Source organism: Methylorubrum sp. GM97 (genome assembly GCF_024347855.1).
Lineage (GTDB): Bacteria > Pseudomonadota > Alphaproteobacteria > Rhizobiales > Beijerinckiaceae > Methylobacterium > Methylobacterium extorquens.
Map to the genome: position 1 here is coordinate 5,217,031 of NZ_AP025942.1, position 18,691 is coordinate 5,235,721.

The window sequence follows — 18,691 nt, forward strand, 5'->3', positions numbered from 1 at the left end:
CGATGCGCCGGCCGCAAGGCTCTTATCCGCAGATGGTGCGGCTGCGTCGCATCGCGCTCAGCGCGATTGCGGCGCGTCCGGCGTCGCCGGTGCGGCCGGCGGGGTGTTCGGAGCGGGCGCCGGGGTTGCCGGCTTGGCCGGTGCGTCGGTGGGAACCGAGGCGGGCTGGCCGCCCTGGCTCGGGCTGCCGCTGCGCAGCGTGTCGAGCAGGTTGTCCGCGTTCACCGGCTTGTCGGTCTGCTGCGTCTGGCCCTGCGGCGTTCCGGCCTCGTCGAGGATCGAGCGAGGCGCGGCGGTGCGGTGGGCCAAGATCGCCAGCGCGATGCTGGTGGTGAAGAACAGGGCGGCGAGGATCGCGGTCGCGCGAGTCAGCGCGTTCGCCTGGCCGCGGCCGGTCATGAAGCCGGAGACGCCGCCCCCGCCGCCACCGCCGAGCCCGAGCCCGCCCTCCGAGCGCTGCAGCAGCACCACGGCGATGAGCGCCAGCACGATGATGAGGTGGACGACGATGAGGACGGTCTGCATTGCGATTCCGGTGCCCACTCGCGCGGACGCTGTCGGTGTGCCGTACTAAAGGTCGCGCGCAAAAGCAGCGCGCCCGCGTATCCGCTGCACGAAGTGGGGGCTCCTACACCGTTTGCCCACCCGCGCCAACCAGCCTTTACGCAAGCGGGCGGGACAAACGCCTCGCGCGCGGCGAACGCGCGGTCAACATGAAGGTTGAGCCGAGGCATCGGGAAATGCCGCTCGCCCGCATGGAGGTGACGCCTGGGAAAAACGCCGCAGGAGCATGGTCATAGGGCCATGGCCCGTGCGAGGAGTCGAAAATGAGCGATTTTCAGCACGAAGCCGGGCGGTTCGCCGCCTTCATCGACCGCGCCGACCGCGAGGAGATGGAGGCCGTCCAGGGCGACCTCCTGCGGATCGCCCTGGAGCGGCCCGACCCGGCGGGGCGGGTGCAGGCGATGGATTCGCTGCAGGCCGCACTCTCGGACCGGATCCGGCCGGTCGCGATGAGCCCATTGCAGCAGGCCTTCTACGTCGCGGTGCTCTCGATGATCGAGCGCACCAAGGAGGCGGTGGCCAAGGCGCCCGCTCGGGCGGACTAGCCACGGACCTAGCGCGTTCCATGCGGCAGGCCCTTCTCGTCGTCGATGTCCAGGCGAGCTTCCGCGTGCCGGACACGATCGTGGCCGGCATCACCGCGCTGAGCCGGACGCTGACACACGGTTGCGACCGTCGAGCGGCACGACGAGGCGGTGACGCCCTTCAGGGCGCAGCTCGGCTGGGCGCCGCCGTTGGACGAGGCGCCGCTGGTCCCGGCCGACCGGGTTTTCGTCAAGCACGGCTACCTGCCGCCGCCCGCGCTGATCGACCATTTCAAGGCGCTCGACATCGAGCGCGTCCTCGTCTGCGGCGTGCAGACGGAGACCTGCTGCCTCGCCGCCGGCTTCATGCTGTTCGATGCCGGGCTGCGCCCGACCCTGCTGCCATGGCTCAGCGTCGGGTCGTCCCTCGACCGTTCGGCCTCACTGGGGGCCAAGCTCTGGCGGCATCATTTCGGCAGCGTTCTGAGTGGCCCCGACGCACTGTAACCGACGGGTGGGGCGGCGGGTCAGCGGGTCTCGGTGCAGCGCGCGGTCGCAAGTGCCGACCACGCCGGTTCGAAATCCGGCTCGGCGCCATCGTCTCGCTGCGCCGACGCTTCCAGACGGATGACACCGCCTCCACGCTGGACCTCGACAATGAGCGCCGTCTCCTCGCCGCCCGATCCCACGGTTTCGCGTGTCATCCGGTAGCGGGCGATCGTCGCACCGAGCGGCCGGCGCTCCGTCAGGGCGGTCGCGTCTCTGCCGTGTCCGGGCGTCAGCTTGATCTCGACCACGCTGCGCCGGCCCTCCTGCCCGATCGGTTGCAGGACGATGTCCGCGCCGCGTGACCGGGCCGAAAAACCCTTGGGGACATCGACGGTCAGCCGACACCCGCCCGGTACCGTGATCGCCGCGCCCCGCGCTGCCGTGGTCGTCAGGAGAAGGGGGATCGTTCCGGCCGTCGACAGAAGCAGCCGGGTGCCGAGCAGCCCCGGCCCGATGAGGCTGAGGGCGCGGCTCGGCCGGGACAGGGCTCACCCCTCGTAAGCGCGGCAGATCCCCAAAAAGTCCTCCGCCACGAGGCTGGCGCCGCCGACCAGCGCGCCGTCGACGTTCTCCACCGCCATCAGTTCGCGGGCGTTCGAGGGCTTCACCGAGCCGCCGTAGAGGATGCGGATCTTGTGCGCCTCCTCGCCGACGAGCTTGTCGAGCATCTCGCGCAAGGAGGCGTGGACCTCGGCGATCTCCGTCGCCGTCGGCGTGCGGCCCGAGCCGATCGCCCAGACCGGCTCGTAGGCGATCACCGTGTCGGCGCCGGTGGCGCCCTTCGGCAAGCCGATCGCGAGCTGCGCGCGCACGATGTCGAGCGCCCGGCCCTGCTGGCGCTCCTCCATCGTCTCGCCGACGCAGATGATGCCGCGCAGGCCCGCGCGGCGAGCGCCGAGCGCCTTGGCGTGGACGCCGTCATCGGTCTCGTAATGGTAGGCGCGCCGCTCGGAATGGCCGACGATGACGTAGGTTGCGCCGAGATCGGCGAACATCTCCGCCGAGATCGAACCGGTGAAGGCGCCGCTCGGCCGGGCGTGCAGGTTCTGACCGCCGATGGCGACCACGGAGCCGTAGACCGCCGCCACGCAGGAGGAGATCAGCGTCGCGGGCGGGCAGATCAACACGTCGATCTTGTCCGCGAGCGCCGGCGAGAGCCCGTCACGGATTGCCTCCACGGTCGGGACCGAGGAGAGCAGACCGTTCATCTTCCAGTTGCCGGCAACCAGCGGACGGCGTCCCTCGCTTGCCATGGCGTCCCGGTTCTCCGTGTCTCGTTCGAGGACTTACAACGTCTAGGGCGGACCTAGCAGAGCAAGCTTAGGCGCGCAAACCACCTTTGCGATCGTCCGGCACCCATCCCGCCCCCGTCCGGTCCCCCCGGACGACATGCCCTTTGCGCCGCCGTTCCGATCGTCTATCGCGGGGCTCGAATTTGTTCCCCGCCCGTGCGGGCAGGGACCGTAGAGATTTAGGCCCGGGCGTCCGATGCTCCAGTCCATTCGCAGTGCCAGCCAGCATTGGCTCGGCAAGGTCGTGCTGTCGGTGATCTTCACCTTCCTGATCGCGGGCGTCGCGATCTTCGGTGTGGAGGAGTTCTTCCGCGGCGGGTCGAGCACGGCCGTCGCCACCGTCGGCAAGACGCCGATCTCGGCCGAGGAGGTCCGCACTGCCTATCAGAACCAGCTCCAGCGCTATCAGGCGCAGCTCAAGCGGACGCTGACGCCGGACCAGGCGCGGGCGATGGGCCTGGAACGGCAGGTGCTGGCCCAGCTCATCACCGAGGCGGCGCTCGACCAAAAGACCACGGATCTCGGGCTTGCCGTGTCCGACGCGACGGTGCTGCGGGCGATCCAGGACGAGCCGAGCTTCAAGAACGCCAATGGCAGCTTCGACCGGGCGCTGTTCTTCCAGACGCTCCAGCGGGCGGGCCTGAACGAGGCGATGTTCGTGCGCGAGCAACGCTCGGTGATCGCCCGCCTGCAGCTGGCCGACGCGATCGTCGCCGAGATGCTGGTGCCCCAGGCGATCCGCGAGGCGGTGCACCGCTACTCGACCGAGCGCCGCGACGCCGCCGTGCTGACGCTGGCGCCCTCCGCCGCGGGCGAGATCCCCGCCCCGACCGACGAGGCGCTCAACGCCTACTACGAGAACAACAAGGCCTCGTTCCGCGCCCCCGAATACCGCAGCCTCAACCTGCTGGTGCTCGACCCCGCCGCGCTGGCCAAGCCCGACGAGGTGTCCGACGACGAGGCGCGCAAGGTCTACGACGCCAATCCCGGCCGGTTCGGCAAGGCGGAGCGCCGCACGATCCAGCAGATCAGCTTCCCCGACGAGGCGGCTGCTGCGGAGGCGCGGGCCAAGATCGAGAGCGGCGAGTCGCCGTTCGAGACGGTGGCCGCCGACCGCGGCCTCGACCCGAAGCAGCTCGATCTCGGCACGATGACGAAGGCCGAGCTGTTCGATCCCGCGGTCGGCAACGCCGCCTTCGCGCTGGAACAGGGCAAGGTGAGCGAGCCGGTGAAGGGCCGCTTCGGCACCGTGCTCCTGCGCGTCACGGCCATCGAGCCGGGCACGGTCAAGCCGTTCGACGAGGTCAAGGACGAGATCCGCAAGGAGATCGCCCTGAAGCGCGTGCGCGACGGCGGCTTCGACAAGGTTCAGGACGCCATCGAGGATGCCCGCGCCTCCGCCAAGCCGCTGGCCGAGATTGCCAAGGACCAGGGCCTGACGCTGCTGAGCATCCCGGCGGTGGATGCGCAGGGCAACGACCCCTCCGGCCAGCCGGTCGCCGGCATTCCGGACAAGGAGAGCACGCTGCCGGCCGCCTTCCGCGCCGATGTCGGCAACGACACCGAGGTGCTGCGCACCAAGGCCGGGGGCGCGATCTGGTACGATGTCGTCAAGATCGACCCTTCGCACGAGAAGCCCCTGGCGGAAGTCCGCGACGAGGTGGTGAAGGGTTGGACCGCAGCCGAGATCGAGAAGCGCCTCGTCGCCAAGTCGAAGGAGCTGACCGAGCGCCTCGACAAGGGCGAGGCCATCGAGACCGTGGCGCAGGAGGCGGGCGTGCCGCTGAAGACGATCACCGAGATCGGCCGCAACCAAGCGAAGGACGACCTCTCGACCGAGATCGTCGAGCGCATCTTCACCACCCCGGTCGGTAAGGCGGCCTCGGCGCCCGCTGGCGAGGGACGCGCGGTGTTCAAGGTCACGGCCGCCACGATGCCGGCTTTCGTGCCGGGCACGCCGAGCGACGGGCAGCTCGTGACCTCGCTGCGTACGGCGCTCGCCGACGACGTGCTCGGCGAGTTCATCGCCGAGGTGCAGAAGAGCGCCGGCGTCAATGTGAACCAGACCGCCCTGCGGCGGGCGTTCGGCGGCGAGTACTGAGGTCCCCCTATGACCGAGCCTGCGCACGAGGCCGTAGCGCGCGCCTATGACGCCGGACGGGCAAGCCTGCTCGGCCTCACCCTGGTGGCCGATCTGGAGACGCCGGTCGCGGCCTTCCTCAAGCTGAAGGCGGTCCATGCCGGCCCCGGCTTCCTGCTCGAATCGGTCGAGGGCGGCGCGGTGCGCGGGCGCTACTCGATGATCGGGCTCGACCCCGACCTGATCTGGCGCTGCCGCGACGGGCGCACCGAGATCGCCCGCGACGCAGGCCTCTCAGACTTCGTGGCCGACGAGCGGGCGCCGCTCGCCTCGCTGCGCGCCCTCATCGCCGAAAGCGCCGTGGGCGACGATGCCGAGAGCGCGGCTCTGCCGCCGATGGCCGCCGGCCTGTTCGGCTATCTGGGCTACGACATGGTCCGCGCCATGGAGCGGCTGCCCGAGCCGAACCCCGATCCGCTCGGCGTGCCGGATGCGATCCTGATGCGTCCGCGGGTGATGGTGGTGTTCGACGCGGTGGCCGACGCGCTCACCGTCGTCACCCCCGTGCGTCCAACGGATGGCGTGAGCGCCCGCGCCGCGCTGGAAGCCGCGCAGGCCCGGCTCGACCGGGTGGCGGAAGCCCTCGAAGGCCCGTTGCCGGTCGAGGCACGCCTCGACGTCTCGAGCCTTCCCCTGCCCTCCCCGGTCTCGAACACCGAGCCGGACACGTTCCTCGGCATGGTGGCCAAGGCCAAGGAGTACATCGTCGCAGGCGACATCTTCCAGGTGGTGCTGTCGCAGCGCTTCGAGGCGCCCTTCACCCTGCCGGCGCTTGCGCTCTACCGCTCCTTGCGCCGCACCAACCCGGCCCCGTTCCTGTGCTACCTCGATTTCGAGGCGTTTCAGATCGTCTGCTCAAGCCCCGAGATCCTCGTGCGGGTGCGCGAGGGCAAGGTGACGATCCGCCCGATCGCCGGCACCCGCCGCCGCGGCGCCACACCGGCCGAGGACCGGGCGCTGGCCGACGAACTCCTGGCCGACCCGAAGGAGCGCTCCGAGCACCTGATGCTGCTGGATCTCGGCCGCAACGATGTCGGCCGCGTCTCGAAGATCGGCAGCGTCACCGTCACCGACTCGTTCTTCCTCGAATACTATTCCCAGGTCATGCACATCGTCTCGAACGTCGAGGGCGACCTCGACCCGAGCCACGACGCGCTCTCGGCGCTGGCCGCCGGCTTTCCCGCGGGCACCGTCTCGGGCGCGCCGAAGGTGCGGGCGATGGAGATCATCGACGAGCTGGAACGCGAGAAGCGCGGACCCTATGGCGGCTGCATCGGCTATTTCGGTGCGCGCGGCGAAATGGACACCTGCATCGTCCTGCGTACGGCCATCGTGAAGGACGGCCGCATGCATGTGCAGGCGGGTGCGGGCATCGTCTACGATTCCGATCCGCACTCCGAGCAGCAGGAATGCGTGAACAAGGCGAAAGCCCTGTTCCGAGCGGCGGAGGATGCGGTGCAGTTCGCGAGCCGGGCCAAGCGCGGGCAGTAGGCGCTGCAGCGAAACCGGGCGTGAGCCCCCGCGCTGCGGCGGGGGCCGCGCCTCGACAGCCTCAGGCCGCCTTCACGTCCGCGAGAAAGCTCGCGACCGTGCGGCCGAGCCCTTCGGAGTCGCGGGCGACCTGGCGGGCCGCGTCGAGAACCTGCGTCGCCGCCGATCCGGTCTCGCCCGCGCCTTGCCGCATGCCGGCAACGCTGCCGGTGACATGTTCGGTGCCGCGCGCCGCCTCCTGAATGTTTCGGGCGATCTCGCGGGTCGCGGCTTCCTGCTCCTCCATGGCCGCGGCAATGCTGGCCGAGACCTGCTCCAGGCCGGCGATCTGCCCGCCGATGGCGCGGATCGCGGCGACCGCCGCCTTTGTCGCGTTCTGAATCGCGCCGATCTGGGCAGAGACCTCCTCCGTCGCCTCGCCGGTTCGCGCGGCAAGCTCCTTCACCTCCGTAGCGACGACCGCGAAGCCGCGGCCGGCTTCCCCGGCGCGGGCCGCCTCGATCGTGGCGTTGAGCGCCAGCAGGTTCGTCTGACCCGCGATCCCCGAGATCATGGCCACGACAGCGCCGACGCGCTCGGCCGTCTCGCTCAGGGCGTGGATCGTCGCGTCGGTCTCCGCGACGCGACCGACCGCTGCCTCGATCAGGCTGATGGACTGGGCGACCTGGGCGGTGATCTCCGCAATCGAGGCCGACAATTCCTCCGTGGAGGCGGCGACGGTCTGGACGTTGGCCGCGGTCTGCGTCGCGGTCGAGGACGCCGCCATCGCCTGCGTGGTCGTCTGGTCGGCGATCCCGCTCATCGAGCGGGCGGTCATCTCCATGTCGGCGGCCGCCGTGTTGAGGCCGCTGGTCATCCGGGTGGCGTCGGTCTCGAAGGCGCGGGTCACCGCGTCGAGCCGCTCGGCGCGCACCATCTTGGCCCTGGTCTCACGGGTCTGTTCGGCCTCGAGCCGCTGCCGGGCCAGAGCGCTGTCCTTGAACACCGCAAGCGCCCTGTTGAGGGCACCGACTTCGTCGCGCCGCGCCACGTCATCCACCGGCGTGGCGAGGTCGCCGGCCGCGAGTCGCTCGGTCGCCTGAACCGCCCGTCGGATCGGGCGCGCGATCCCAAAGACCGTGATCAGGCCCGCCAGCGAGGCCAGCACTCCGACACCGACGACGGCGACGACGATGAGGCGCGTCATGGTCGCGCGCCCTTCCTCCTTCACCGACCGGATCGTGGTCTCGGTGCTGGCCGCATTGACGCTCAGGTGGGATGAGAGGCGCTCCTCGAGGCGTCGGCGTGCGGCCCGCCCCTCGCTGATGGAGATGGCAATCGCCCCCTTCTGATCGCCCTGCAGGGCGCGCTCGATGCTCTTGTCGACCACGCTGAGATAGGTGTTCACCACGCTGCGGGTCTCCGCATAACGCTTGTGCAACTCGCTCGTCTCGGCCGCCGCGAGGATGTTGTCGATCTGTCGGAAGATCTCCGCGCGACTCGCGTCGAACAGCGCCTTCGACGTCTTCATCTCGGCGAGGTCGGTCTCGATGATGATGTTCTTCTCGTGAATCGTCGCTTCCTTGACCGCGCGATCGAAGTCGCTGACCGCGATGCGGCGGCGAACGGTGTAGTCCGTGAGTTGCGCCACCCGTTCCAGCGTCCCCTCGATGCCGGATTTGGCCGTGAGCACGAGGCCGACGCTCAGACAGATCAGGAGGCCGATCGGGATCGCAAGCTTCAGGGGCAACTTGAGATCATTGAGTTTGCGCATCATCGATTTCCGAGCACGGCTTGAAGTAATTTGTCATTCAAACAAATGATAAGACGAGGGTTTTAATAGGCGGTTTCACGCCCGCGGTTTTTCAATGTCCGGTTGAGCTGGGGCTCTTGCCCCGCACTGGGGCAACGACCGGCTGCGGCCACGGTCATGCTCACGGCCGCGTCGGTTCCACCGAGCGTGTGTGGGGGATGCGGTGCGCCCCGGGCACCCGTTGACCCCGGCCCGATCAACCGTCACATCGACGGGGAAACTCCGCAAAGCCGGCGGCCATGTCCAACGTCCTCGTCATCGACAACTACGATTCCTTCACTTGGAATCTCGTCCACCTGATCGGCCCGCTCTGCGGGCGGATCGACGTGGTGCGCAACGATCAGATCGATGTCGCCGGCATCCGCGCGCGGGCGCCGGACGCGCTCGTGCTCTCGCCGGGGCCCTGCACCCCGAACGAGGCGGGCATCTGCCTCGACGTGGTGCGGGAGTTGGGCTCCGAGATCCCGATCTTCGGCGTGTGTCTCGGGCTCCAGACCATCGGGCAGGCCTATGGCGGCGACGTGGTGCGTGCGCCCTCCCCCATGCACGGCAAGGTCTCCACCATCCGCCACGAGGCGAAGGGTGTGTTCCGCGGCATCAACGAGGGCTTTGCCGCCACGCGCTACCATTCGCTGGTGGTGGACCGCGCGAGCTGCCCGCAGGATCTCGCGGTGACGGCGGAGGCCGACGGGCTCATCATGGGCTTGCAGCACCGCGAACTGCCGGTGCACGGCGTGCAGTTCCACCCCGAGAGCATCCTCTCGAACCACGGCACACAGATCCTGCGTAACTTCCTCGACATTGCCGCCGCTTGGCGGAAGGACGCCGCGCCGCGCGCGTGACAAGCCCGGCCGCGGCGTGCATTGACGGCTCCATACCCCCTCCCCCTCCTGACCATGGGTGGAGGGCCCGAACAGAGCCACGACCCCGATGGACGCCTTCAAAACTCATCTCGCGATCGTCGCGTCCGGCGCCCCGCTGAGCCGCGAGCAGGCCCGCGCCGCCTTCGACGACCTACTCTCGGGCGAGGTCACGCCGATCCAGGCCGGCGCCTTCCTCACCGCCCTCTCGGTGCGTGGCGAGAGCGAGGACGAGATCGTCGGCGCGGTCTCGGCGATGCGCGCGCGGATGTTGCCCGTTGCAGCACCCGAGGGCGCCATCGACATCGTCGGCACCGGGGGCGACCATTCGGGCAGCTACAACGTCTCGACGCTGGCCGCGATCCTCTCCGCCGCCTGCGGCGTGCCCGTGGCCAAGCACGGCAACCGCGCCGCGACCTCACGCTCCGGCGCCGCCGACGTCCTAGCCGCGCTCGGCGTGAAGATCGGGCTCCCGCCCGAGGCCCTGGCGCGCTGCCTTTCGGAGGCGGGGCTCTGTTTCATGTTCGCGCAGACGCATCACGGCGCCATGCGCCATGTCGCGCCGGTGCGCACCGAATTGCCGTTCCGCACCATCTTCAACATGCTCGGGCCGCTCTCGAACCCGGCCGGGGTCACCGCGCAGGTGTTCGGCGTCTCGCGCCCGGCCTGGGCCGAGCCGCTGACACGGGTGCTGGCCACGCTCGGCAGCCGCCGTGTCTGGACCGTGCACGGCTCCGACGGGCTTGACGAGATCACCACCACCGGCCCGACCGCGGTGGTCGCGCTGGAGGACGGCGCGTTCCGGCACTTCACCCTCGATCCGCGCGAGGTCGGCCTGCCGCTCGCGACCCTGGACGACCTCCGCGGGGGCGACCCCGAGCACAACGCCGCCGCTTTGGCCGCCGTGCTGGAGGGCGCCCGCAACGCCTATCGCGACATCGCCGTGCTGAACGCGGGGGCCGGCCTCGTGGTGGCAGGCGCCGCCGGGACGCTCGCCGAGGGCGTCGCGCAGGCGCAGGAGGCGATCGATTCCGGCGCGGCGCGGGGCACGCTCGCGCGCCTCGTCGCCGTTTCCAATGCGTGATAGACGGCTTTGAGCGGTTCTAAGGAATAACCGATGGACGACATCGTGGCCGACGTGACCGTCGGGCCTGCCACCTCGACCCCGGAGCGGGCGAGCGTGCTGGCCCGGATCGAGGCCTATAAGCGTCGCGAGATCGCCGAGGCGAAGCTGCGTCTGCCGCTGGCCAAGCTGGAAAAGCAGGTCGCCAAAGCCGACCCGCCCCGCGGCTTTGCTGACGCCATCGCCCGGCATATCGCGGAAGGCCGTCCGGCCCTGATCGCCGAGATCAAGAAGGCCTCCCCCTCCAAGGGGCTGATCCGCGCCGATTTCGACCCGAAGACGCTGGCCAAGGCCTACGCAAAGGGCGGCGCCACCTGCCTTTCGGTGCTGACCGACACGCCCTCCTTCCAGGGCGCACCGGACTTCCTGATCGAGGCGCGGGCGGCTTGCGACCTGCCGGTCCTGCGAAAAGACTTCATGTTCGAGCCGTATCAGGTCTACGAGGCCCGCGCCTGGGGCGCCGATTGCATCCTCGTCATCATGGCCTGCCTCGATGACGCGGAGGCCGCCGCCATCACCGAGACCGCGCACGATCTCGGCATGGACGTGCTGGTCGAGGTCCACGACGCGCAGGAACTGGAGCGGGCCCTGCCGCTCGGCACCCGTCTGGTCGGCGTCAACAACCGCAACCTCAAGACCTTCGAGGTCTCCTTCGAGACCGCGATCACCCTGAAGCCCGGTATCCCGGCCGACCGGATCGCGGTGGCCGAGAGCGGCATCGGCGGACATGCCGACGTGCTGCGGCTGAAGCAGCACGGGCTCAACACCGTCCTCGTTGGCGAGAGCCTGATGCGGCAGGACGACGTGACCGCGGCGACGCGCTCCCTGCTGTTCGGGGAGCAGGGCCGGTGAGCGGCGCCACCCTTACCCATATCGACCGGACCGGCGCGGCCAACATGGTCGATGTCTCGGACAAGGCCGCGACGTCGCGCACCGCCGTGGCCGAGGGCGTGGTGGTGATGAAGCCCGAGACCCTGGCTCTGATCCGCGAGGGCGACGCCAAGAAGGGCGACGTCATCGGCACCGCCCGGCTCGCCGGCATCATGGCTGCCAAGCGCACGCACGAGCTGATCCCGCTCTGCCACCCGCTGCTGATCACCAAGGTGCGGCTGACCTGCGAGCCCGACGATTCCCTTCCCGGCCTGCGCCTGACCGCGGAGGTGAAGGTGCAGGGCCAGACCGGCGTCGAGATGGAGGCGCTGACCGCCGTCTCGGTGGCCTGCCTGACGGTCTACGATATGGTCAAGGCCGCCGACCGCGGCATGCGCATCGAGGGCATCCGCCTCCTGTCGAAGGAGGGCGGCAAGTCCGGCGCGTGGAACGCCGGCTCATGAGCCTGCTCCCCGTCGCCGAAGCGCTCGCAAAGATCCTCGCCGCCATCCCCGGCCCGGTCGCGGTGGAAGAAATCCCCATCGCGCAGGGCGCCGGCCGCACCCTGGCCGCCGACCTCACGGCCCGGCGGACCCAGCCGCCCTTCCCGGCTTCCGCCATGGACGGCTACGCCGTCCGCGCCGCCGACGTGGCGACGGTCCCGGCACGCCTACGCCTGATCGGCACCAGCGCGGCCGGTCACGGATTTTCCGGAACATTGGCCGCGGGCGAGGCGGTGCGCATCTTCACCGGCGCACCGGTCCCCGAAGGCGCCGATGCGATTCTGATTCAAGAGAACGCCGAGGCCGAGGGCGAGACCGTCACCGCCCGCGAGCCGGCGGCGGGTCGCTTTCTGCGCCGCGCCGGCCTCGATTTCCGCGAGGGCGAGACGCTGGTGCGGGCCGGCGAGACGCTCGACGCGCGCCGCCTCGCGCTCGCGGCCAGCGCCGGTCACGCCGTGTTGCCGGTGCGGCGCAAGCCCCGGGTCGCCGTCCTCGCGACCGGTGACGAGCTGGTGCGGCCGGGCGAGCCGGCGGCGTGGGACCAGATCGTCGCCTCGAACGGCCTCGCCCTCGGCGCGCTGAGCCTGGAAGCCGGCGCGGAGGTCATCGATCTCGGCATCGTCACCGACGATCTCGGTGCCCTGCGCGAGGCGGTCGGTCGCGCGCGGGCGGCCGAAGCTGATCTTCTGGTGACACTTGGCGGCGCCTCGGTCGGCGATCACGACCTCGTCCAGGCGGCGCTCGGGGCCGAGGGGCTGGAACTCGGCTTTTGGCGGGTGGCGCTCCGGCCCGGCAAGCCGCTGATGCACGGGCGGCTCGGGCCCATGGCGGTGATCGGCCTGCCGGGCAATCCCGTCTCCTCGATCGTCTGCGGCCTGCTCTTCGTGGTGCCGGCGATCCGCGCGCTCCTCGGCGACCCGCGCGCGGGCGAGGACCGCAGCGAGCCGGCGCTTCTCGGCCGCGATATGCCGGAGAACGACGCCCGCCAGGACTACCTGCGCGCCCGCCTCGATACGGCGCCGGACCGGCTGCCGGTCGTCCATCCCGAGTCGCGCCAGGATTCCTCGATGCTCTCGGTGCTCGGCACCAGCGAGGCCCTGCTGATCCGCTCAGCCCATGCGAGCCCCGCCAAGGCGGGCGACCCGTGCCGCATCATCCGGCTGGATCGGCGCATCGTCTGAGCCGCCATCGCGGCTGATGCCGCTGGTTGTGGCCCCGACGGCGCAAAAGTCTTGCATCCGCCTGATTTTCTGCCGAAGAGGACGGCCTTCACCGGCAAAAAGCACGGGACCGTGCGGCGGACGCCGCCGGGCAAGCATGGGCGGGGAGCGTTGGGACCGATGAGTGAGACGCGGGAGCTGGGTTCGGCCGATATCCAGAAGGTGCTGGAACTGCTGCCCCACCGCTATCCCTTCCTGATGATCGACCGCATCATCGAGATCGACCGGGATGAGAGCTGTATCGGCATCAAGAACGTCACGGCGAACGAGCCGCAATTCACCGGGCACTTCCCCGGCTTGCCGGTCTTCCCCGGTGTGCTGCTGATCGAGGGCATGGCGCAGACCGCGGGCGCGATCTGCTGCCGCCACATCATGAATGACGACTTGAAGACCAAGCAGGTCTTCTTCATGACCATCGACAAGTGCAAGTTCCGCAAGCCCGTTGTGCCCGGCGACCAAGTGCGCTTCCACATGACGAAGATGAACCAGCGCAAGACCATGTGGTGGTTCCGCGGCGAGGCCCGCGTCGACGGCGCGCTCGTGGCCCAGGCCGAGATCGGTGCCATGCTGGTGACGGAGTGAACGCAGTGCGGGACGGGATCCATCCGAGCAGCGTCGTCGAGGACGGCGCCCGGCTCGGGGACGGCGTGCGGATCGGTCCGTTCTGCCATATCGGGCCCGACGTCGTGCTGGGGGACGGCTGCGAACTCGTCAGCCACGTCGTGGTCGCCGGCCGGACGACGGTGGGCGCACGCACCCGGATCTATCCCTTCGCGTCGATCGGCCATCCGCCGCAGGATCTGAAGTTCCGCGGCGAGCCCTCGACGCTCACGGTCGGCTCCGACTGCCTGATCCGCGAAGGCGTGACCATGAACCCCGGCACCGCCGGCGGCGGCCTGGAGACGGTGGTCGGCAACGGCTGCGCGTTTCTGGCCAACAGCCATGTCGGCCATGATTGCCGCGTCGGCGATCACGTCATCTTTTCGAACAACGTCATGCTCGCCGGCCATTGCACGGTGGGCAACTACGCCATCCTCGGCGGCGGTGCGGCGGTGATCCAGTTCGCCCGCGTCGGCGATCACGCCTTCGTCGGCGGCCTCTCGGGGCTGGAGAACGACTGCATCCCCTACGGCATGGTGCTCGGCAACCGCGCCTACCTCTCCGGGCTCAACATCATCGGCCTGCAACGCCGGGGTTTTTCGCGCGAGGACATCCACGCCCTGCGCCGGGCCTATCGGCTGCTCTTCGCCCAGGAGGGCACGCTGATGGAGCGCGTGGAGGACGTGGCCGCCGAGTTCGACACCCATCCGGCGATCCACGAAATCCTCGCCTTCATCCGGGCGGGCGGCAAGCGCTCGATCTGCACGCCCCGCCCCGTCTCCGCGGCGGCCTGAGGCGGCCCGCCGTGATCGATCCCGCCCGGCCCCTCGCCCTGGTGGCCGGCGCGGGCCACCTGCCGGAACTCGTCGCAGCCTCCCTCGATCGGGCGCGGCGGCCGTTCCGCGTGCTGGCCGTGCGCGGCTTCACCGAGCGGGCGATGCGGCGGCGCGCGGATGCGGTGGTCAATCTCCTCGATATCCCCGGCACCCTGCGCATCCTGAAGGAGTGGGCCCCCGCCGCCGTGGTGCCGGCCGGCGGCGTCACCCGCCCGAGCCCGGCGGCACTCCTCAACGCGGCGCATGCGGTTCGCAACCGCGATATCCTGAAGAGCTTGGCCGGCGGTGACGACCGGCTGCTGCGGGCCGTGCTCTTGCTGCTCGAAGAGAACGGGCACCGGGTGCTCGGCGTCCACGAGGTCGCGCCCGACCTGCTCGGTCGCCTCGGCAGGCTCGGCCGGGTAGAACCGGATTCCGACGCGACCCTCTCGATCGCCTCGGGTCGTGCCATGCTCGGCGCCCTGAGCCCGTTCGATGTCGGGCAGGCCGCCGTAGTGGCGGGCGAGCGCGTCATCGCCGTCGAGGGCCCCGAGGGCACGGACCGCATGCTGGCCCGCGCCCGTGCGCTCAACCGCAAGCCGTTCGGCCGCGGCACGCCCGCAAAGGGGACCGTGCTCGTCAAGCTGCCGAAGCTCGGCCAGGATCTGCGGATCGATCTGCCGGCCATCGGCCCGCGCACCGTGCGCCGCGCCGCGGAGGCCGGCTGCGCCGGCATCGCCATCGGCGCCGGCCATACCCTGGTGATCGATCGGGAGGCGACGGTGGCGGCTGCGGATGCGGCGGGCCTGTTCCTGATCGGCGTGGAGGTCGCCCCGTGACGCATCGGCGGATCTGGCTCGTGGCGGGCGAGGATTCCGGCGACCAGCTCGGCGCCAAGCTGATCCGGGCCCTGCGGGCACTCTCGCCCGAGCCTCTGACGCTCGGCGGCGTCGGCGGAGAGGCGATGGAGGCGGAAGGCTTCCGCTCGCTCTTCCCGATCGATGACGTCGCGGTGATGGGCTATCTGCCCGTGCTCGCCCGCGCCCGTACCCTGCTGCGGCGCATCCGCGAGACGGTCGACGACGTCGTGGCGGGCCGGCCCGACGTGCTCGTCATCATTGACAGCCCCGGTTTCACCCACGCCGTCGCGACCCGCGTGCGCAAGCGCCTGCCGGATCTGCCGATCATCGATTACGTCTCGCCGAGCGTGTGGGCGTGGCGGCCGTGGCGGGCCAAGGGCATGGTGCCCTTCATCGACCACGTGCTCGCCCTCCTCCCCTTCGAACCGGACGCGCATCGCCGCCTCGGCGGGCCGCCCTGCTCGTATGTCGGCCACCCGCTGATCGAGCGTCTGGCCGAGCTGCGCCCCTCCCCCGACGAGGCCGCGATCCGCGAGGGGCGCCCCCCGGTCCTCGCCGTGCTGCCGGGCTCGCGCCGCTCGGAGATCGAGCGGTTGATGCCGGTCTTCGGGCAGGCGACCGCCAACCTCGCCCGACGGGTCGGCCCCTTCGAGATCGAGCTGCCGGCGGTGAGCCGTCACCGCGCCCTGATCGAACGACTCGCCGCCGCGTGGGAGCGGCATCCACGGATCGTCCATGGGGAGGCCGACAAGTACGCGACCTTCCGCCGGGCGCGGGCCGCGCTCGCGGCCTCCGGCACCGTGACGCTCGAACTCGCGCTCGCCGGCGTGCCGATGGTGGTGGCCTACAAGGTATCGCGGGTCGAGGAAGTCATCGCCCGACGGCTCATCCAAGTGCCGACGATCGTGCTGCCGAACCTGATCCTGTCCGAGAACGCTATGCCGGAATTCGTGCAGGCCGATTGCACGCCGGAGCGGCTCGCCGAAACGCTGGCACCGCTCCTTGCGGGCGGCCCCGCCCGCCGCACGCAACTCGACGCGCTGGCCCGCATCGATGGCCGAATGCGGCTGCCCGGCGACGAGGAACCGAGCCGGGCGGCGGCCCGGATCGTCTTGGAGGCACGGCGGGCGGCATGAGCGAGGAAGCAACGCCGAGGATCGCGATCTACGTCGATGCCGACGCCTGCCCGGTGAAGGACGAGGTGTACCGCGTCGCCGGGCGCTACGGCCTCCACGTCTTCGTCGTCTCGAACAGCTTCCTGAACCTGCCGCGCGAGCCCTGGATCGAACGGGTCGTCGTCGGGGACAAGTTCGATGCGGCCGACGACTGGATCGCCGAGCGGGCGAGCCGGGGCGCTATCGTGATCACGGCCGACGTGCCGCTCGCGAGCCGATGCGTGAAGGCCGGAGCGGTCGCGCTCGCGCCGAACGGAAAGGCCTTCACGGAATCGTCGGTCGGTCTCGCGCTCGCGACCCGCAACCTGATGCAGGATCTGCGCGAGGCCGGCGCGATCACCGGCGGTCCGAGGCCGTTCTCACCGAAGGACCGCTCGGCCTTTCTCGGCGCCCTGGATCGCGTGGTCATGCGCCTGAAGCGCGATCTCAAGCTCTGACATCGTGTGCCTCCGGACCGCTGGGTCCGGAGGCGCCCTTTAGAGCATCGTCCTGGATATCGGATCCAGGACGATGCTCTAGGCTTCTGTTTTGCATCATCTTTTTCCGAAAGCCGGAGGCCGCCTTTCGGGATGATGCTCCAGCTCAGCTCCGCTGGCCGATCGGCGTGTAGTCGCGGCGGTCCGGGCCGATATAGAGCTGGCGCGGGCGGCCGATCTTCTGGGACGGGTCCTCGATCATCTCGGCCCACTGCGCGATCCAGCCGACGGTGCGGGCGAGCGCGAACAGCACCGTGAACATCGAGGTCGGGAAGCCGAGCGCCTTGAGGGTGATGCCCGAGTAGAAGTCGATGTTCGGGTAGAGCTTCTTCTCGATGAAGTACTCGTCCTCGAGGGCGATCTTCTCGAGCTGGACGGCGACCTCCAGCAAGTCGTCCTTGATCCCGAGTTCGTTCAGAACCTCGTGGGTCGTCTTCTGCATGATACGCGCACGCGGGTCGTAGTTCTTGTAGACCCGGTGGCCGAAGCCCATCAGGCGGAAGGGATCGTTCTTGTCCTTCGCCTTGGCGACGTATTTCTGCACGTTCTCGGGATGCCCGATCTCCATGAGCATCTTGAGCGCCGCTTCGTTCGCGCCGCCATGGGCCGGGCCCCACAGGCAGGCGATGCCGGCCGCGATGCAGGCAAACGGGTTGGCGCCCGAGGAGCCGGCCAGACGCACCGTCGAGGTCGAGGCGTTCTGCTCGTGGTCGGCGTGCAGGATGAAAATCTTGTCCAGCGCGCGGGCGTAGATCGGGTTGACGACGTATTCCTCGCACGGAACCGCGAAGCACATCCGCAGGAAGTTCGACGTGTAGTCGAGGTCGTTCTTCGGATACACGAAGGGCTGGCCAATCGTGTACTTGTAGGCCATCGCCGCCAGCGTCGGCATCTTTGCGATCATGCGCAGCGAGGCGATCATCCGCTGCGACTCGTCCGAGATGTCGGTCGAGTCATGATAGAAGGCCGAGAGCGCGCCGACGCAGGCCACCATCACCGCCATCGGGTGCGCGTCGCGGCGGAAACCCTGGAAGAAGCGGTTCATCTGGTCGTGCACCATGGTGTGGCGCGTGACCCGGTAGTCGAAATCCGCCTTCTGGGCCGAGCTGGGCAGCTCGCCGAACAGCATCAGGTAGGCGGTCTCGAGGAAGTCGCCGTTCTCGGCGAGCTGCTCGATCGGGTAGCCGCGATAGAGCAGCACGCCCTCGTCGCCGTCGATATAAGTGATCTTCGACTCGCAGGAGGCGGTCGAGGTGAAGCCCGGATCGAAGGTGAACTTGCCGGTCTGGGCGTAGAGCTTGCCGATATCGACCACGTCGGGGCCGATCGTTCCAGTCTTGATGGGCAATTCGACGTTTTTGTCGCCCACGATGATGGTGCTGGCGGAAGCGCTCATGGGATCGCGGACCCTCTCCTGCGACGGGAACAGCACTGGACCGGAAGGCAACGCCTCCCGCCCCGTTGTGGCGCCGCAGCAGAGCACTGCGCCCGCTCACTGAAGCACCGGGTTAGCGGATCGGTCGGCGCCCAGCAACGGTGGGCTGCTCCCGGCCTCTTCGCATATGCGAAAAACAGGCTGGATCTGTCACTCCGCGAACGGGATGAAATCGGATCCGGCCCGTTCGCTCATCCAGCTCTCGACGATTTCGAACGCTCTGCAAGAGCGAAGATGACGCTGAAACACGCGTCCAGGCAAGACTTTCCCGCCCTCGCCCCGACGATGGGCCGCCGTCGCAAGGTCAGGCTGTCATTCGCGCTGGATTGTCATTCGTGGCGCCACGAAGCCCATCAGCGCGCCGAGACGGCACGCGGTGCACCAGCTGAGCCGATGCACCCG

The 18,691-nt window shown here is 69.6% G+C and carries 18 protein-coding genes and 1 pseudogene; 14 read left to right on the plus strand and 5 right to left on the minus strand.

The features are described 5' to 3' along the window. Positions 1–57 precede the first annotated feature (57 nt). The gene (gene secG / locus MSPGM_RS24150) at positions 58–525 is read right to left on the minus strand and encodes a preprotein translocase subunit SecG (protein WP_003602137.1); all 468 of its coding nucleotides are present in this window, start codon (positions 523–525) and stop codon (positions 58–60) included. A 302-nt stretch (positions 526–827) separates the two neighbouring features. On the opposite strand from secG, the gene MSPGM_RS24155 reads away from it, so the two are divergent. Together MSPGM_RS24155 and MSPGM_RS24160 are read left to right on the plus strand one after the other, a co-directional pair. Next, the gene (locus MSPGM_RS24155; protein WP_003602139.1) at positions 828–1,109 is read left to right on the plus strand and encodes a hypothetical protein; all 282 of its coding nucleotides are present in this window, start codon (positions 828–830) and stop codon (positions 1,107–1,109) included. Between the two features lie 20 nt (positions 1,110–1,129). After that, positions 1,130–1,595 (plus strand): annotated as a pseudogene (locus tag MSPGM_RS24160) (cysteine hydrolase family protein). Between the two features lie 20 nt (positions 1,596–1,615). Here the strand turns inward: MSPGM_RS24160 and MSPGM_RS24165 are convergent. Beyond that, a complete protein-coding gene (locus tag MSPGM_RS24165) occupies positions 1,616–2,122 on the minus strand; it encodes a Tsi3 family protein (RefSeq protein ID WP_315974123.1) in 507 nt (168 codons plus the stop codon). 3 nt (positions 2,123–2,125) lie between these two features. After that, on the minus strand, positions 2,126–2,890 hold the full coding sequence (gene tpiA, locus MSPGM_RS24170) for a triose-phosphate isomerase (protein WP_003602146.1): 765 nt from the start codon (positions 2,888–2,890) through the stop codon (positions 2,126–2,128). 235 nt (positions 2,891–3,125) lie between these two features. On the opposite strand from tpiA, the gene MSPGM_RS24175 reads away from it, so the two are divergent. Both MSPGM_RS24175 and trpE read left to right on the plus strand, forming a co-directional pair. Continuing rightward, positions 3,126–5,030 carry a peptidylprolyl isomerase gene (locus tag MSPGM_RS24175; protein ID WP_003602147.1) on the plus strand — a complete coding sequence of 635 codons (1,905 nt, stop codon included), beginning with the start codon at positions 3,126–3,128 and terminating at the stop codon, positions 5,028–5,030. A 9-nt stretch (positions 5,031–5,039) separates the two neighbouring features. Continuing rightward, a complete protein-coding gene (gene trpE, locus MSPGM_RS24180; RefSeq protein WP_015857601.1) occupies positions 5,040–6,560 on the plus strand; it encodes an anthranilate synthase component I in 1,521 nt (506 codons plus the stop codon). 61 nt (positions 6,561–6,621) lie between these two features. On the opposite strand, the gene MSPGM_RS24185 is transcribed toward trpE, so the two are convergent. Next, positions 6,622–8,316, minus strand: a complete 1,695-nt coding sequence (locus tag MSPGM_RS24185; RefSeq protein ID WP_003602150.1) for a methyl-accepting chemotaxis protein — start codon at positions 8,314–8,316, stop codon at positions 6,622–6,624. A 275-nt stretch (positions 8,317–8,591) separates the two neighbouring features. Here MSPGM_RS24185 and MSPGM_RS24190 point away from each other — a divergent pair, with 275 nt between their 5' ends. From MSPGM_RS24190 to MSPGM_RS24235, 10 genes are all read left to right on the plus strand, one after another. Further along, positions 8,592–9,194, plus strand: coding sequence for an anthranilate synthase component II (locus MSPGM_RS24190; protein ID WP_003602152.1), 603 nt, complete (start codon positions 8,592–8,594; stop codon positions 9,192–9,194). Between the two features lie 88 nt (positions 9,195–9,282). Beyond that, entirely contained in the window at positions 9,283–10,296 is a 1,014-nt protein-coding gene (trpD, locus tag MSPGM_RS24195) for an anthranilate phosphoribosyltransferase (RefSeq protein ID WP_015857603.1), read from the plus strand. A gap of 33 nt (positions 10,297–10,329) precedes the next feature. Then, positions 10,330–11,187 carry an indole-3-glycerol phosphate synthase TrpC gene (trpC, locus tag MSPGM_RS24200; protein ID WP_003607428.1) on the plus strand — a complete coding sequence of 286 codons (858 nt, stop codon included), beginning with the start codon at positions 10,330–10,332 and terminating at the stop codon, positions 11,185–11,187. After that, positions 11,184–11,669, plus strand: coding sequence for a cyclic pyranopterin monophosphate synthase MoaC (moaC, locus tag MSPGM_RS24205; protein WP_003607429.1), 486 nt, complete (start codon positions 11,184–11,186; stop codon positions 11,667–11,669). The genes trpC and moaC overlap by 4 nt, the downstream gene beginning before the upstream one ends. Further along, the gene (glp, locus tag MSPGM_RS24210) at positions 11,666–12,889 is read left to right on the plus strand and encodes a gephyrin-like molybdotransferase Glp (protein ID WP_015857604.1); all 1,224 of its coding nucleotides are present in this window, start codon (positions 11,666–11,668) and stop codon (positions 12,887–12,889) included. Before moaC ends, glp begins: the two co-directional genes overlap by 4 nt. Positions 12,890–13,048: 159 nt before the next feature. Next, positions 13,049–13,510, plus strand: coding sequence for a 3-hydroxyacyl-ACP dehydratase FabZ (gene fabZ, locus MSPGM_RS24215; RefSeq protein WP_003603892.1), 462 nt, complete (start codon positions 13,049–13,051; stop codon positions 13,508–13,510). Between the two features lie 5 nt (positions 13,511–13,515). Then, positions 13,516–14,322: an acyl-ACP--UDP-N-acetylglucosamine O-acyltransferase gene (lpxA, locus tag MSPGM_RS24220; protein WP_003603893.1), complete on the plus strand. Its 807-nt coding sequence runs from the start codon at positions 13,516–13,518 to the stop codon at positions 14,320–14,322. Between the two features lie 11 nt (positions 14,323–14,333). Beyond that, positions 14,334–15,182 (plus strand): LpxI family protein, encoded by an 849-nt coding sequence (locus MSPGM_RS24225; protein WP_261926036.1) that lies wholly within the window; start codon positions 14,334–14,336, stop codon positions 15,180–15,182. Further along, positions 15,179–16,339 (plus strand): lipid-A-disaccharide synthase, encoded by a 1,161-nt coding sequence (lpxB, locus tag MSPGM_RS24230; protein ID WP_003603895.1) that lies wholly within the window; start codon positions 15,179–15,181, stop codon positions 16,337–16,339. The genes MSPGM_RS24225 and lpxB overlap by 4 nt, the downstream gene beginning before the upstream one ends. Next, the gene (locus MSPGM_RS24235) at positions 16,336–16,815 is read left to right on the plus strand and encodes a YaiI/YqxD family protein (protein ID WP_003603896.1); all 480 of its coding nucleotides are present in this window, start codon (positions 16,336–16,338) and stop codon (positions 16,813–16,815) included. The genes lpxB and MSPGM_RS24235 overlap by 4 nt, the downstream gene beginning before the upstream one ends. 145 nt (positions 16,816–16,960) lie before the next feature. Here MSPGM_RS24235 and gltA read toward each other — a convergent pair whose 3' ends face one another. Next, the gene (gene gltA / locus MSPGM_RS24240) at positions 16,961–18,250 is read right to left on the minus strand and encodes a citrate synthase (protein WP_003603897.1); all 1,290 of its coding nucleotides are present in this window, start codon (positions 18,248–18,250) and stop codon (positions 16,961–16,963) included. Between the last annotated feature and the right edge of the window lie 441 nt (positions 18,251–18,691).